The 16049-nt window shown below is 43.0% G+C and carries 16 protein-coding genes and 1 pseudogene; 3 read left to right on the top strand and 14 right to left on the bottom strand.

The window, feature by feature from the left end:
- Complete coding sequence (locus QNH28_RS10235) at positions 1–1137, bottom strand: glycosyltransferase family 4 protein (RefSeq protein WP_283911254.1); 1137 nt, start codon at positions 1135–1137, stop codon at positions 1–3.
- Between the two features lie 157 nt (positions 1138–1294).
- On the opposite strand from QNH28_RS10235, the gene QNH28_RS10230 reads away from it, so the two are divergent.
- Positions 1295–2698: an RsmB/NOP family class I SAM-dependent RNA methyltransferase gene (locus QNH28_RS10230; RefSeq protein ID WP_283911253.1), complete on the top strand. Its 1404-nt coding sequence runs from the start codon at positions 1295–1297 to the stop codon at positions 2696–2698.
- A 111-nt stretch (positions 2699–2809) separates the two neighbouring features.
- Positions 2810–2902, top strand: a complete 93-nt coding sequence (locus QNH28_RS10225) for a YjcZ family sporulation protein (protein WP_218832587.1) — start codon at positions 2810–2812, stop codon at positions 2900–2902.
- 70 nt (positions 2903–2972) lie between these two features.
- Here QNH28_RS10225 and QNH28_RS10220 read toward each other — a convergent pair.
- The 3 genes and pseudogenes from QNH28_RS10220 to QNH28_RS10210 form a co-directional block, all read right to left on the bottom strand.
- Positions 2973–3562: pseudogene (locus QNH28_RS10220) on the bottom strand (class I SAM-dependent methyltransferase).
- A 15-nt stretch (positions 3563–3577) separates the two neighbouring features.
- Positions 3578–4219 carry a histidine phosphatase family protein gene (locus tag QNH28_RS10215; protein ID WP_283911252.1) on the bottom strand — a complete coding sequence of 214 codons (642 nt, stop codon included), beginning with the start codon at positions 4217–4219 and terminating at the stop codon, positions 3578–3580.
- Between the two features lie 24 nt (positions 4220–4243).
- The gene (locus QNH28_RS10210; RefSeq protein WP_283911251.1) at positions 4244–5179 is read right to left on the bottom strand and encodes a ketopantoate reductase family protein; all 936 of its coding nucleotides are present in this window, start codon (positions 5177–5179) and stop codon (positions 4244–4246) included.
- A gap of 163 nt (positions 5180–5342) precedes the next feature.
- Here QNH28_RS10210 and QNH28_RS10205 point away from each other — a divergent pair, with 163 nt between their 5' ends.
- Positions 5343–5912 carry a TetR/AcrR family transcriptional regulator gene (locus QNH28_RS10205; RefSeq protein WP_283911250.1) on the top strand — a complete coding sequence of 190 codons (570 nt, stop codon included), beginning with the start codon at positions 5343–5345 and terminating at the stop codon, positions 5910–5912.
- A gap of 5 nt (positions 5913–5917) precedes the next feature.
- Here the strand turns inward: QNH28_RS10205 and QNH28_RS10200 are convergent, their stop codons facing one another.
- The 10 genes from QNH28_RS10200 to QNH28_RS10155 form a co-directional block, all read right to left on the bottom strand.
- Positions 5918–6901: an ABC transporter ATP-binding protein gene (locus QNH28_RS10200; RefSeq protein WP_283911249.1), complete on the bottom strand. Its 984-nt coding sequence runs from the start codon at positions 6899–6901 to the stop codon at positions 5918–5920.
- A 22-nt stretch (positions 6902–6923) separates the two neighbouring features.
- Entirely contained in the window at positions 6924–7706 is a 783-nt protein-coding gene (locus QNH28_RS10195) for an ABC transporter permease (RefSeq protein ID WP_283911248.1), read from the bottom strand.
- Positions 7703–8524 (bottom strand): ABC transporter permease, encoded by an 822-nt coding sequence (locus QNH28_RS10190; RefSeq protein WP_283911247.1) that lies wholly within the window; start codon positions 8522–8524, stop codon positions 7703–7705. Before QNH28_RS10190 ends, QNH28_RS10195 begins: the two co-directional genes overlap by 4 nt.
- Positions 8525–8573: 49 nt before the next feature.
- Positions 8574–9746: a serine hydrolase domain-containing protein gene (locus tag QNH28_RS10185; RefSeq protein ID WP_283911246.1), complete on the bottom strand. Its 1173-nt coding sequence runs from the start codon at positions 9744–9746 to the stop codon at positions 8574–8576.
- Positions 9747–10065: 319 nt separating this feature from the next.
- On the bottom strand, positions 10066–10866 hold the full coding sequence (locus QNH28_RS10180) for a Cof-type HAD-IIB family hydrolase (protein WP_042186870.1): 801 nt from the start codon (positions 10864–10866) through the stop codon (positions 10066–10068).
- 273 nt (positions 10867–11139) lie between these two features.
- Entirely contained in the window at positions 11140–11904 is a 765-nt protein-coding gene (locus QNH28_RS10175; protein WP_283911245.1) for a pseudouridine synthase, read from the bottom strand.
- A 2-nt stretch (positions 11905–11906) separates the two neighbouring features.
- Entirely contained in the window at positions 11907–13427 is a 1521-nt protein-coding gene (locus tag QNH28_RS10170) for an RsmB/NOP family class I SAM-dependent RNA methyltransferase (protein ID WP_283911244.1), read from the bottom strand.
- A gap of 102 nt (positions 13428–13529) precedes the next feature.
- Positions 13530–13961, bottom strand: a complete 432-nt coding sequence (locus tag QNH28_RS10165) for a DUF309 domain-containing protein (protein ID WP_349655043.1) — start codon at positions 13959–13961, stop codon at positions 13530–13532.
- Between the two features lie 10 nt (positions 13962–13971).
- On the bottom strand, positions 13972–14784 hold the full coding sequence (gene yjbM, locus QNH28_RS10160) for a GTP diphosphokinase (protein WP_283911242.1): 813 nt from the start codon (positions 14782–14784) through the stop codon (positions 13972–13974).
- 29 nt (positions 14785–14813) lie between these two features.
- The gene (locus QNH28_RS10155; protein ID WP_283911241.1) at positions 14814–15908 is read right to left on the bottom strand and encodes a quinone-dependent dihydroorotate dehydrogenase; all 1095 of its coding nucleotides are present in this window, start codon (positions 15906–15908) and stop codon (positions 14814–14816) included.
- Between the last annotated feature and the right edge of the window lie 141 nt (positions 15909–16049).

The following is a 16049-nucleotide window of genomic DNA, read 5'->3' as shown; positions in this document are numbered from 1 at the left end:
TCACCCTTTCGTTCCTGAGGGATACTGTAAGTATGTCTTTTTAAGTTCATTCGCGACACGAGTCAGCGAATACAAGCTTTTCGCTTTATCCCAAGCTGAACGGGAAAGCTCATAACGATAAGCCGGATCGGATATCACCTTCTCTAAAGCGTCAGCAAGAGCAATCTCATCATCAGGACTGACGAGCAGGCCATTCACACCATCTTCAATCTGCTCCGGTATTCCGCCTACATTCGTCCCAACTAAAGCCAAGCAGCTAAGCGCCGCTTCTGCAAACACCGATCCGAAGGCCTCCGCCCGAGAAGGCAGCACGAAAATATCAAAGAAAGGCATGAATTCTTCCGGATGGAGCGTATATCCATAAAAAATCGTTTCATTATAAATCCCTAATTGCTTAGCCATATTTTCCAAATCCGCACGGGAAGGTCCGTCGCCAATAATATGCAGTACATATTCATGGCCGCGATTTTTAAGCTCAGCACAAGCCTTGAGTAAAGTATCAATTCCTTTGGCTGGTACTAGACGTGTCACAGTCACTAGCTGGGGTACAGCGTTGTCATGCGGGACTGGCTTAAACCTTTTCTCATCAAAACCATTCGGTATTACTCCTATATTAGAAGGATCTAGAATATAAGGCGCCACATACTCTGCAAAAGCTTGCGACACAGTCATTAACCGATCACTAACATGCTCGAGTTCACGGTATAGCGAAACTAGAAACTGATGCTCCAGCCCACCCTCAGAAATAGCTCCATTCAGAATCAGCTCTCGCTCATAACTGGAATGCAAGGTTTGAATTAACGGAGTATCTGGAAACACTTTTTTCATCGCTAAACCAGCAATTGGATGATGGGAATGGATAAGATCGTATGTCTTGCTCATCCGCAGTTTAGTCCACCATAGATAATCACGATAAGTCTGAATATATTTCTGAACGATCGGACTTTCCCCAAACTGAGTCCAATCAAAGGTCTCAAACAGAACTTCTTCATGCCCCTTGTTGCGAATCCGCTTAGGCAACCAAAACAAATCCATCTCCCAACGGCTTGAACGGAATCTTTCCTGAAGATAAGGGATCATGGATGATACACCACCGGGTTGCTCCGGCGGGAAGAAGAGCGCTTGCAGCAAATTCATATGGTACATCCCCTTTACAATTGCCTTACGTACAGTAAGTCTTGGCAATTATGATATAGTTGTGTATATGTAGGATTTCAGGTACGATTACGTTCCCCATACCTTGATTTTATCGGTATAAACATGAAACAGCAACTAAGAAAAAGGAGAATGATCTATGAAGGAAGAACAGCTGCCTGCCTCTTACACCGCATATATACAAGAAATGCTGGGGCAAGAGGCAAATGCTTTTCTAGAAAGTTATTCAGCACCACGAACGCAGGGACTTCGTTTTAATCCACTGAAAAGTATCTCTGATGCAGGTCAAGTCGCAGTTGAGCGCACGGTCTCACAATTTAATCTGAAACCTATCCCATGGTGTCCAGTTGGTTATTATTATGAAGAACCCGCTCGACCAGGCAGGCATCCTTACCATGCTGCTGGACTATATTATATTCAGGAGCCTTCCGCAATGTCCGCAGCCGAACTGCTTGCGCCTAAACCCGGGGAAACCGTCCTCGACCTTGCAGCAGCCCCTGGAGGTAAAACTACGCATATCGCGGGTTTAATGCAAGGACAAGGTCTCTTAATCTCTAATGAAATTCATCCGGAACGCGCAAAAATCCTAGCTGAGAACGTAGAACGTCTAGGCATTAAGAATACCCTCGTAACCTGTGCAACGCCAGAACAGCTATCTTCGCGCTTCCCGCAAGCATTTGACCGTATTATGTTAGATGCACCTTGCTCAGGAGAAGGCATGTTCCGAAAAGACCCAAAAGCCGTTCAAGAGTGGTCTCCTGATCATGTGGTTATGTGTGCGGCGAGACAATGGGACATTCTGCAAGACGCCTACCTGATGCTTAAGCCTGGGGGGACTCTAGCCTACTCTACTTGCACCTTTAACCGCCAAGAGAATGAGGAGATCATTTCCCGATTGACGGATCGATACCCCGATATGGAACTTCTTACCCACAAGCGCCTTTGGCCACATTTAGAAAAAGGCGAAGGCCACTTTGTTGCACTCCTACGTAAACAAAGTGACATCGAAAACGACGTTAATGATGATGCCAAACGCAGCACCAATAAACGTCGAGGCAAAAGTAACCCAAAAATTAATTCTTCCGTTCGCGATGCGTACCAGTTATTCCAAGACTGGGCAGCGGTAGAACTGCCTGGTTTCTCATATCAAGGCGTCCCTCTATTGTTCGGAGAATCCCTTTATTTGCTACCTGAATCCTTTAATGGCAACCTCCATACTGGGCTGCTGGATGGTTTGCGTATTCCACGAGCCGGGCTACATATTGCCCATTTGAAGAAAAATCGGATTGAGCCTGCTCACGCCCTTGCAATGGCGATTCAAGACACACAAGTAACGCGTAGTTTTGATCTCAGTAGTGGGGGGCTAGAAATTCATGCTTGGCTCCGGGGCGAAAGCTTACCTGTGCCCGTGGAATTACATGGTTGGACACTTGTAACTTTAGATGGTTTGCCGATTAGTTGGGGCAAAGCGAGTGCAGGCCAACTTAAGAATCATCTTCCTAAAGGACTTCGCATCCTAAAAGCCCATATTGACGAGCAATAGGCCATTGACCAGTTCATCTAGTCCACTTTGGCATATGATGTCATTATCTCAGAAAGCTGCGACACCCGCCGCAGCAATGAGAATAAGTCATACGTTAAGGAGGAATATATCATGGGTGAATTTGGAGGAGGCTTCACTTCGACTGGTGCGATCTTGGTACTTTTTATCTTGCTCGTAATCATCTCCCGTTCGTTGTTCGTTTAATACCAACCCGGCTAAATAGTCGGTGAAATTAAAGCGGCTGTGTCGTCCTTTTTAGGGCGGTGCGGCCGCTTTATTTCTTTCCGATATAACATCTCCATTTATTGTTCTCGTGAATATTCACCGTTTGAAATCCAGCTTTCCGAAAAAGCTGATCTATCTCTTCGTTCTTTGTGTGTTGATTCATGTGATAATTGATTTTATAGATTTCAGAAATAATAACAAACGTTCCGCCTGCCTTCAGCACCCTAAACACTTCACTGATATCATGTTCAAGATCGGGCCAGAAATAATGCGTCTGAATAGCCGTAATCGTCCCGAAAAATCCATCGTTGAACGGTAACGTCGACACATCTCCCTGACTAATTTTCACCCTACCAGCGGCGACAGCTTTATTGTTTTTTTGAATAGACGTCTCTACAGCTTGTTGTGAATAATCTATGCCGTAAATTTCATGTTGATTATTTTGTTTTGTAAGCGTATGTATAGTTTGACCGCCCCCACAGCCTATGTCCAAAATAGGTGCGTTGTTTATCATTTCTATTTTTTTAATCCCCACGCTGTTATGCTGGTATGTGCCTGGTTCATGATCTTGATCATGATATTCCCCACGAGCCCTCTCGGGTTCTTGGCTTGATCGATCAGCGTATTCAATAATCCCATATTTGTACCTCCCCATCAATTGGCCATACCGGTAACCTGACCACTTGATATATGTTCCGTAAGATTTTCAGCTGTAACTAACCACTCATCTACTTGATACTCTATTTTATGAATACTAGTATATGAAGTCGGGAAATGGGCATTCTTATTCGTCCATGTTAGCCCTTTTAAAATATGGTATATAACATTGATTACGCCACCATGAGTGACCACAATTACATTTTCATTTGGATCAGTACTCTCCAGTTCATTACATAGTTTCGAGAAACTTGAACTTATTCGCGTAAAAAATTCCTGAGGACTTTCTCCTCCTGGAAATCTCTCATCCATTCTTAAAGCAGAAAAATAGAGACCCGGGTATCGTTCATTTGCAATTTCATGGGGCATTCCAGCAATTACACCATTGTTCGTTTCTCTCCAACACTGGCTGCTTTCAACAGGCAAGCTAAGCTCTCTGGCGATCTCATTTGCTGTATCTAACGCACGCTGCAAATCACTGCTAAGAATACGAGTGATGTTAAAGCAAGACTGATTTTCCCTAAGATAACAACCAAGTCGTTCGGCTTGTCTATATCCCTCTAGGACAAGTCCACGTTGACTCCAACCCCCACGATAACCTTCATCATCTATTCCATGCCGTATAAAATACATAGCCATCGCTTGCATACCTCCAAAAAATGATTATTTTGCTTTTAACTTCGAGATCGCTTGGTTTTGAAGTTGATCCCAATGGGGCGTTGAAATGTTTGCTTGTTGCTTCAAAATATCGAACGAATCAAACAAAGCTGCTATTTCGCTGAAAGAACCGTCCACTAATTTCATAAACGGTAATTTATGAATTACTTTCAAAACGTAGTATACGACATGTTTATGTTTTCGAACAAAGTCAACTTGACCTGCTGGAGTAATCGTATAGTCTAACTTCTCCATCATTTGAAATCCTTCGTCCATTACTGAAATGGCTTGTTTTAATAGCTTCTTATCCTTAGATACCTTTTTCAAATCCCCGTCATGAAGATAATTAAGGGAGTTCAAAGCCACTATAGGCACGATATGACTTTTGAGCCAAGCATCCATATCCTCATGATAAGTTAACTTATACTTAACGTTTTTAAAGGCATTTTCCAGTACAGGCTTTATTGGAATCTCACCATCTAAGCTGCCAAGTACCATTTGCCCTCCTGCGTGTATTTTGATAACGCGACCACTCGATTCACGAATTCCTGCACTAAGCTGAAATCCAAAGACTATATTTTTCCTCACATGGCTCATTTCCTGTAAATCTGTCTGCATTCCATGGGCATCGCCATTATTACCTACAAGAATTATATTCTGACTCTGATTTTTAGCTAGAATAGGTAATACCGCCGGAAAATCATTGTATTTCATAACAACAAAAATAAGATCATAGCGATCATCCGGTTGAAGCTCAGAGATGACTTTTACAGCATCCACAGTGTTTTTATATTGAAAATAATGGCGAAGAACTAGTCCGTCTTTCGTCAATTGCTCTGCTCTCTTCCCTCTGGCAAGCACGGTGACATCATTTCCTCCACGCACTAGAACATGCGCAAGATAGCTGCCTAAAACTCCCGCTCCGAAAACTAATATTCTCATGTTTAACTCCTCTATCCCTTTTTAGACATTTGTTGAATTTCGATCAACTGTTCGATAAAATCAGATTATCACATCCCCGGTAGGGTTCAATCGTTAGTTTGATCGGTTTTGTTGATTTTCCAACAGAATACAATACATTGTTTAATAAAAAGGGAGTATTACCATGGATAGAAGAATTAAAAAAAACCAAACAGCCATCATGAATGCATTAATTCAACTGATGGCTGAAAAAGATTTTGAAAAAATAACGATTAACGAAATTGCAGAGCGCGCTGATGTAAACCGCGGAACGATTTATTCCCATTATGCGGATAAATACGATCTGATGGATAAATGCCTGGAAGCTCAGCTCCAACAACTAATCGAAAGCTGCTCCGCAATGGAAGATGAAACCGAACCCAATCCCTCTAAGGCGTCATTGCTCCGCACGCTGGAACAATTGGAGGAGAATGCTTTCTTTTATAAGACTTTATTAAGAAACAAAGCTTTGCTCTCTTTTAGAAACCAATTACAAGAAATGATAAATGAGCAAATCAAGGCACAATTCTCAGAAAACAATTTAAACCTAGATGGATGGAGTAAGGATATATCTGTACAATTTTTGAGTTCGGCGACGGTCGGAGTGATTGAATGGTGGTTTACCCATAGTAATCCTTGTTCTGCAAAAGAAATTACTGAAAAGTTATGGTCAATGCTCGATCTGAATCTGCAAATGATCCGTTCTCAAGCTTGAAAATGTTATCCCCTATCCATCTCATAAATGGAGCTGATGATCTTTTCAATTTGGATCTCCTTAATGGATATATCAAGAATCTCTACCTTTTCGCTAAGAATATGAAGAAACTCCCCCATTTTACACTGCTCGGTATCGATCTCTAATTCCACTTCGTAATCCGATATTCTTTCCGATATCAGAGTCCCAGGCAGGTCAATATCTCCAATCGGTGTAGCTGCAGAGAGCCTGACCACTTTTTTAGCACCTAGATGAAGTCGAAGTTCAGAGAACTTATCGTCATATACTTTTTTACCTTGATGAATAATTAGTACTCTTTGCACCAAACGCTCCACGTCTTCCAAGTCATGTGTCGTTAGAATAAATGTGGTGCCTTCCTGATTCATTTGCTTAATGAATTCTCTGATTCTTTGTTTAGCTATAACATCCAGCCCGATCGTCGGCTCATCCAAAAAAACCACTGGCGGAGAATGAAGCATTGCCATAATAAACTCGCATTTCATTCGTTCCCCCAGTGAAAGGGTGCGCGTAGGCTTAGTGATAATATCACCAATCTCAAACATACTTACAAATCGGTCTAGTCTTGTACGAAAGTCATTCGTAGGAATATCATAAATTTCCTTGTTCATATAAAAGCTATCCAAAGGGGGTATGTCCCATATTAACTGCGATTTCTGTCCGAACAATACCCCGATTTGTTTTACATATTGATTTTTTTGCTTATGAGGGTTGTATCCTAGAACATTTATTTCTCCCGATGTGGGATAGAGAACGCCTGTCAGCATTTTAATCGTCGTAGATTTCCCCGCACCGTTTGGCCCCAGAATGCCAATGATCTCTCCTTTTCCAACACTGAACGAAAGATCCTCTACAGAGGTGATAATCGATTTTTCACGGTGAAACAGACTTTTAAATACGCTTTTAGCATCTTGTCCACGGTGATAGGTTTCATATTGTTTAGTTAAGTTCTTGACGGTGATAATGTCCAATGTAATTCTCCTTCATACAAATTCATCCTCCGGCACTTTTGTAACTACGAAGCATGTACGTATAGAGCCAAATTCCGAAGGCAGCAAATAACACACAAGGAATAATCGCTATGAAAAAATAACCTTCCGACCGTCCGATCAGTGTAGAAGCTGGAAAATAGGCAATCATGGAAACCGGGAACAAAAACGAACTTACGGCTACGACTGCTTTAGGGAAAATCGTCCCCGGATACCGTCCAAAAGATTTAACGCTCTCAAACATCTCCGGCAAACGAGAATTTGCTACCCATTTGAAGGAAATCGCTGCAACAATGAGCGCCACGCCAAACATGACCAATAGCCCAGCTCCAAACAACAATAGGAACAACAACCAAGAGCTAAAAGTCATCCCTTCGATTCCACTAAGTGCATATACGAACATGACTACTCCTCCACCTAAAAGCCCGATACTTTCGAATTCAAAAGATCTGGCCAACAGTAAAAAAAGGCTCGAGGTTGGTTTAATTAATACCACTTCCAAAGTCCCTTCTACTACATGGGACATCGTATTCCACATGATTCCGTTGAAAAAAATCCCGGCACAAGCCGTAGACAAAATGAAAACCGATTGAATTAATAGTGCCTCTTTAAAGGTCCATCCTTCAAATGAAGCATTCGAATTATAGATGAACACCGTTACTAGCGGAAACAACACATTCCCTATGAGCATGATAAGGCTATTTAGAATAAAATTCACGCGATAGGTGATCGCAGAAGCAATATTCGCCTTCATACAAGTTTTGTAGATTAGATATATACGTTTCATGCACCCACCCCCGTAAAATGCTTAAGCGATACCGCATACAGCACCCGGCAGACTATTCCAGCAATAATAACGGCTGCAAACTGCAGTAACAAAACTTGAGGAATAGGTAAGGTTATATCAGCTAAAGTATAGCTACCCGTATAGACCATTGCAGGCAGAAAGGTCGTATATTGAAACGGTAAGAAAAAGGAAGCCATCTGTAGGGACTTTGGAAAAAAGACTAATGGAATCAGTGATCCTGAGAATATCCCCTCACAAAGACTGAAAAAATTACGAATACTGGAGGATTGCACCAACCAAAAGGCCACCATTCCAATACTATAGTGGATGAAAAAATTCATCATGAACGCCATAGCTATCGATAGCATTGCGTATAGTAAATTTGCGGGTAAAACATCAATATGAAAAATAAAGAAGAAGATCATAAAACAGGGTATAAATTCAAATAGAAGCCCAAGTACCCTATGTCCTGCCTTCTGAGACAATGCATAGAACATATGATTCATTGGTCTTAAAGAGAACGTAATGAATTTCCCGGTGCGAATGAGCATTTGCAAGTTCCAATCGGCAAAATCCATGGTCAAGTAGTTGATCAACATCGTGGCGCAAAAATAAGAGAGCATCTGCGAGAGCGACATCCCGTTAATAGAGGATTCCCCACTATAAACAGCGCTCCATATATAATACTGCACTAAAAAATATACCGGGCCTACAAAAATAGAAACCATCGAATGCGTTCTGTACGCACTCCATTCCTTATACGTAACAAAAGCAACCGCTCTCATAACGCGAAAGCGGTGCTTTATCATCTCAAACATAAGTCACATCCTGCCCATCTTTGATATCTCACAACATTTAACCTTTTTCTTATTCGAGTCCGGACCAGATCACATTGTTTGTGCCGAAAATCCCTCTACCGTCCCATATATTTTTATGAAAAGGGATATACCAAACGGCAATCAGCTTTTCTACCGGATCAACGACCAAGGAACAAGACCCCCATCCTTCGTGAAAAAAAGTACCTTCAGAATAAGAAGTACTTTCATTATATCGAAGGTCTGGCCCAAGACCGTATGGTCTATCCGCTCCTCCATCTCCCCATGCGTAGTTTGGAAGTTTCTCAGAATTGAACCGCTTGGTCATTCTCTGAACAGCCATTCGACTTAAGATATGACCACCTTCGTATTCCCCTTGGTTAAGCAGCATAATTCCGAACCTCTGTAGATCATTAACGGTTGAGTACAGTCCCCCACCAGTTCCGGGTGTCTTGATTTCTTCCTCAGACCTTTGTTCTTCATCCGTAATTGCCCCGTTTTGCAGCTTCTGAAGATATTCCTTGGCCTCTTCCGAACGAATAGCGATCCTACCAGCTTTCTCAGGCGGTATATCAAAGAAAGTATCTGTCATGCCTAACGGTTTTACAATGTTGTCCATTATGTAATCTTCTGCAAAAACACCTGTTATTTTCTCGATAATTGCACCAAGAACCACGTATCCGAACGATGAATACATCCATTGAGTCCCTACCGGAAAACGAATGCCATAGGAAAGTCCAGCTTTAATCCAGTTTTCTTTTCCAAGCTCTGATTCATAAATATACCACCATGCACTTTTATAGTAGGTATCACTTATAGTGCCATGATCAGGTGCGATGCCGGAGGTATGAGTCAGTAAATGAGCAATTGTAATCGGCTTAAAAGGATCGGCATCAAACTCCGGAAGAATAGAACTAACTGGCTGCCCCATAAAAATTTTACCATCATCTGCTAGCTGCCAGATCGCTGTTGCCGTAAACAGCTTAGTAATAGAAGCGATTCGAAAAATTGTATCCGTTTTCAACTTTTGGTCGCTATCTTCTTCGTAACTGAAGCGTCCCCCCGCTCCATTAGCAAATATTTTTCCATAACGACTAAGAGAATAAATATAGCCATCGGCTACTTTCTTATTACAGAGATCCTCATAAAAATGATTAAGTGCCTCTAATCGGTCCTCCCTGTAATTCACTTCGTTCAGCTTGCTAAGCTCTGTGGATGATAACATGATTCGCACTCCCCTATCATTCATTAAAAAGAATAGTTAATTCTCAAAAATGTAAATTTACACCTAACCTATAATACCTTTTCAATATAATAGTTACAACATGATATTTCATACACTATTAAATTCATTCAGATTATTAATCACATAAATAGCATGTACTAAAACCCTAATAATTGGTAGGTCGATTTTATATTTAACTATTCTTTACGGATCTCACTTCCAGTTCGCTGCTGCCATGAATCGAGCAAAAAAAAGCATAAAACAGACTTCAGTCCGCTTTATGCTTTGCATGTAAACTTATTTTACAAGCTCAAAAAGATTAGGATAAACAATATTTAACGAGCGCATCACGCACACCATGCTCATTGTTCGAACCCGTAACAGCATTCGCTGCCGCTTTTACCTCTACAGGAGAATTATCCATCGCCACGCCCATCCCCGCATAGGTAAGCATAGAAATATCATTAAAATAATTACCGATTGAGAGGACTTCTTCTTGCGGAATTCCCAGCTTCACAGCGAGATTTCTTAATGCGTTTCCCTTAGAAGATTCGGGATGCATCAAATCAACGAAAAATTCACCACTCCGCAAAATATTGTACTCAGGAGCCCAAGTACGCCATTCCCGTTCAGCTTCGTCAAGGATTTCTGGCTGTGTAAATACAGTAAACTTAACAACCGGTTCACGGAAATCTTCCCATGCGGGCAGCGTCGCTGGCACAATACGGAAGTGCTCATACATATAATTAGCTTCTTTAGTCAGATTCTCTACATTATCAACATACATATCAAAAGCAGTATTCACATCATAATGAATATTGTGCTTACGGCAATAGTCAATATAGGGGTCAAGACCACGTGCATCCATACCATATTGGTGCAGCACTTCTCGATCTTCCACTCGTACCGTCGCTGCTCCATTGTGACCAAGCACGTAACCAGTCAGCCCCATTTCCTCCATGAAAGGAATCGAGTTCTGTGGACTGCGTCCCGTACACAATACGATTTGACCGCCAAGACGTGTAACCTCAGCAATAGCTTCCTTATTCTCAGAGCTTAAGTGGTGATCATCATTTAATAGCGTACCGTCCACATCTAGTGCAATCAGTTTGTATCTCATACTCCACCATCCTTGTCTTTCTTTTTCTATATATAATTGAACTTGAGGCTTTTTGTGTTAAGTGTCAGTCGCAACTATGGTGAATGTTTGGACTTCCAGCCGCTGTTGTTTCCAGATTTCTTAATTTATACCGTTTAAAAGCGGATGAAATCCGGAAACAAAGGCGGTCGCTATCGCTCTTACAGTTCCAAAATTCCCCTCCGTCTCTCCCTTCTCTTATCCCAAGTTTCCAAATTCAATATATATATATCAATTTATATATCATTTTCTCTACTATCCTTCTGACCCATCTGTGCCTAAGAGTGCCAGTTCCTCTAACGTCAGTTCCCGACAAGCTCCCAGCGGCAGACTTTCATCCAGCTTCAATTCTCCCATAGATACACGTTTCAGAAAAGTGACTTTTTTGCCAACCGCCTGAAACATACGCTTCACCTGATGAAATTTCCCCTCAGTGATGATAAGTGAAATATGAGAAATCACTTTACTTCCGCGCTCTCTTCCAAGAATGGTTAAGTGTGCAGGTAAAGTAACGTAGCCATCTTCCAGCTCCACCCCTGCTGCAAAGGCCGCGACATCATCCGCATCTACCTCGCCCTCGATGGTTGCCTCGTACGTTTTCGGGACATGCTTACGTGGCGACAGTAATTCATGGGCAAGCTTCCCATCGTTAGTGATCAGCAGCAGGCCCACAGTATCCTTATCTAGTCTTCCTACAGGAAACGGCTCAAATTGTGCATATTCATGCTTTAAAAGATCCAAGACTGTCCGATCCCGCTTGTCCTCCGTTGCTGACAGGACACCCGGGGGTTTGTTCATCATAAGATATATGAATTCACGGTAGGTAACAACCTCTCCCCCTACCTCTATTTTATCGGCATAAGGATCCACATGGAACCCACTATCTTTAACCACTGTCCCGTTCACCAATATTAAGCCTTGTTTAGCTTGTTTACGGATATCACTGCGCGACCCCACTCCAATATGGGACAGCACTTTATCTAAACGTTGTTTTTTAGCGGGCTTTCCTGATTGGCTCATCGTTACATCCACCTCCAGCCTGCGGGATATTCGTTCTTGAGTATGCCATCCTGCCACTTACCCCAGCCTGCACTGTAGCCATCAATGCAGACCAGAACGTATCCCTTTTGGGCACTTCCTATTCTAATAGAGAGACGTTCTTGAGCAATCGACAACGTCTCTCCTTTAAGATAGGAAATAGCTTCATGATTCGTGCTGGAGAGTGAGACACTTCGGCAGCTTTCACCCGGATGCAAAGCTGTAGCCATCGGATGCCCTGGAATAAATCTTCCGTTACGAATTTGTCCTACATACCATCCCGGACGAATCGTCTTTAAACCATTTAATCTTTCCTTAGATAATGGGGAGATGTACAGATGATCACCGAAGAAAATCGGATACCCTTTTGGCTCCCAGCCAAGCTGATCTTTTATAAAATCACCATATGCAGCCAACGCTTGCTCTTCCCCTGAGCCCTGACGGCCACGGTCAGCTCCACCGGTAGGTTTGCGAGAAGGTTTCCCTTCTTTCCCACGTCTTCCTTCTGATTTATTGGATGATTTAACGTGTGCTGCACCTTTTGGAGTAGTGTTTATTGTAGATTCATTTAACTTGACCTCTAAATGATCACGTTCCTCCATAGAAAGCTTAGCTCCCTCATGTTGCAGTACAGCCATGAAATGTCCTTCGCCTTTCACCTTATGCGGCCACAATCTTGCCGTTCCTGAGAGTTCTCCGAAGCCAGGAGCGAATGAGCCTGTACCGCCTACCTTTACCACCGAGAATTGTGAGTGACTAGACAGAAACTCCGCTATAATTTCCTCATTTTCTTCTGTAGCAAATGTACAGGTTGAATAGACAAGTCTACCTCCCGGTGCCAGCGCCGCTGCTGCTGAACGTAAAATATCCTTCTGCATTGCAGCGTATTTGGCAGGTGTATTCGAATCCCACTGTTTCACCATGTCTTCATCTTTACGGAACATCCCTTCACCAGAGCAGGGAGCATCAATTAAGATTTTGTCAAAAAAAAGCGGGAATGCAGCCGCGATATGATCTGGACTTTCGTTCAGTACAATACCATTTCGAACCCCATACAGCTCCAGATTTTTGGCTAGGGCTTTAGTCCGTTCTGGATGAAGATCATTACTAACCAATAACCCTTCACCTAACAGCTTGGCAGAAATCTGTGTAGATTTTCCTCCAGGGGCGGCACATAAATCAAGTACACGATCTCCCGGCTCAACATTAAGCAGCTCCACAGGTGCCATCGCACTTGGCTCTTGAATGTAATACAATCCCGCATGGTAGTGAGGATGCTTACCAGGTCTAGCCCCAGTCTCTGTATAAAACCCTGTCGGACACCAAGGAATAGGTTCCAACCCTAAAGTAGTTATGGCTTTTAAACTCTCCACGGAAATTTTTAATGTGTTAACACGGACGCCTCCGTAAGGGGTCTCCTTGTAGGAATCCGCAAATTGATTATAATCTGTTCCCAGCATTTCCATCATACGCTCGCTGAAAGAACTGGGCAATTGTGCCGCCATGATGCCGTCCTCCTGATAGTATTGCAAAAATTTAGGTGTTTAAAGATTCAAGGAACACCCCTACGGGTGTCCCTTATACAATACTCATATATAGAGGATCTATTACTTACGATGAAAGGATGTCGGTCTCTGAGGACCGCGTCGTTGAGGGTTATTCGGTGTGATAGCTACAGCTGCAGTCTCCACTTGGTCCGCTAGACTTGGATCAATAATATCTATGGTCAGATCGTAATAAGAAAATGGCCGCTCATCATATGACGCTAAGCGCCGAACATAATCTTTCACTTCCTCCACGAGCTTCGCCAGATTAATGCCGAGTGTCGCCGCTGGATATTCCTCCAGTTTGGCAGAAGCTCCACTCAGCATAATAGCTGCACCTCGCACATTCTGATTGCGAAAATGGTATAGCCCTACTGCTACTTGGAGAAGAGCTTTGTACAAAGGATCTCGTTTCTGCGCAAGCCACAGTTCTTCGAGCACCTCGTGACATTCGAAATAATCCCTGTCACGATTAAAGTACACTAGGTATTCCAAGTACAACGGTTCATAAGCCATCCGGCAAACTATCCTTTTTAGCTGCGGAAAGAAGTCCCCGTACATGATCCAGAAGCTCCTTCATCGCTTCCATATCCTGAACCTGCCATATTTCGTTAAAGCGAGCCTGCGTATTTATAGCCTCATTCACCAAGTGATAGAAATACAATTGATGAATGGCTTTGAGAATCTGAGTGGTCATATTCGAGTTTTCCTCGAATGTCTTCTGTGCTTCCAGAATCTCTTCCCGAATACTGGACATTTCGCTGTCGAGGATCGATGCTGCTTCAGCTGCCGTCTTTAGTCGAACACGCATTTCATCGGGTAGACTTTCCCGATATTTATAGTTCAGGGAATGCTCTATGGTTGCCCAGAAATTCATAGCTAGCGTGCGAATTTGGATCTCCGCGAGCACAATTTTCTGACCAAGTGCTGTCTGCACAGGATATTTAATAATCATATGGAAGCTGCGGTAGCCGCTCTCTTTATAATTAGTGATATAATCCTTCTCATAGAGTACTTCAAGATCCTTACGGGCCCGGATATATTCGGCCACTCTGCGGATATCCTCGACGAATTGGCACATGATCCGAATTCCTGCAATATCTTCAATCCCCGTCTCCAGATCTTCCATCTTCACATTCAGCCGTTTAGCCTTTTCCAGAATGCTTGACAGCCGCTTTACACGTCCAGTTACGAATTCTATCGGCGTGTATTCCTCTCTTTTCTTCAACTCCGAACGCATTGTTTTGAATTTAACTTTCAATTCTTCCACAGTCTGTTCATATGGAAGCAAAAAAGTTCCCCAGTCCCTGCCGTCCATCGCCTTCGTCCTCCTGTCCTTTCGTCTCCTCAGTGATGATCAGCGCCCACTGCTTCAGAGATATGACTGAATCCATCCCGCCGTAAGAGCTGCCGTAATCCGGCATGCAATTTGCGGTTAACCTCCGGTCCTTCGTAGATGAGAGCTGTATAAATTTCGACCAGACTTGCACCTGCTCTTATCTTGTCATACGCATCCTGACTGGTGAAAATGCCGCCTGATCCTATGATCGGCATCTTCCCTTCGGTCTGGCGATAAATACTGCGAATGATCTCCGTTGAGCGGTCGCGCAGCGGCTTGCCGCTTAAGCCCCCCGTCTCATTAGCCTTTTCATGACTAAGTCCATCACGGTTCAATGTAGTATTCGTAGCAATAATACCATCCATACCAGCTTCTGTCAGTGTCTGAACCATATACTCCAGCTCTTCGTCACTTACGTCTGGTGCTATCTTAACCAACAAGCTTTTGGTAATCCCGGTCGCTTTACGCTGAATCTCCATTTCTTCCTTCACTTGAGCCAGCAGGAACGATAATTCACTGCCATGCTGGAGATTGCGTAGACCAGGTGTATTCGGCGAGCTGATATTGACCACAAAAAAATCACCGTACGGATAAAGCGTACGGATGCACTGACGATAGTCTTCATGAGCCGCTTCATTACTAGTTATCTTATTCCGTCCAATATTAACTGCTATAGGAATTCTCCGATTCTTTAATTTCTTCAGACGCTGTGCCATAGCATCAGCCCCTTCATTATTGAAGCCCATTCGATTAATCAGTGCTTCATCCGAAGGAAGACGGAACAAACGTGGGCTATCATTACCCGGTTGACCCTTAGGGGTAACCGTGCCCACTTCCATAAATCCAAACCCGATCGAAGAGAATCCGAGTACAGCTTCGGCATTTTTATCCAAGCCTGCAGCAAGTCCAACTGGTGTTGGGAAATGCGTACCGAACAAATCAACCGCTAAATCCGCCGTTTCAGGAACTCCGTACATTAAACGTAGCGCCGCGCTTCCGCCGGGTACTGATGACGATTTATCCAATCCACCTATGACGAGATGGTGAGCCTTCTCGGGATCAATCTTGAAGAAAATTGGTTTACCAAAATTACGATACAACACCGCTCTCGCTCCTTAAGGGGTACTTCACTAATCCACGTGTCTACCCGTTTCTGTAGGTTTCTTCTTAATTTTAGCCTTTTCTTGAACAAAAGAAAAGTATTTTACAGTGCGAGTATGCAGAGTACATAACGGAGAGTATAG

This window comes from Paenibacillus sp. G2S3 (assembly GCF_030123105.1).
Classification (GTDB): domain Bacteria; phylum Bacillota; class Bacilli; order Paenibacillales; family Paenibacillaceae; genus Paenibacillus_AQ.
The sequence above is the reverse complement of the archived record's forward strand: the minus strand, read 5'-3'. Positions and strand labels throughout refer to the sequence as shown.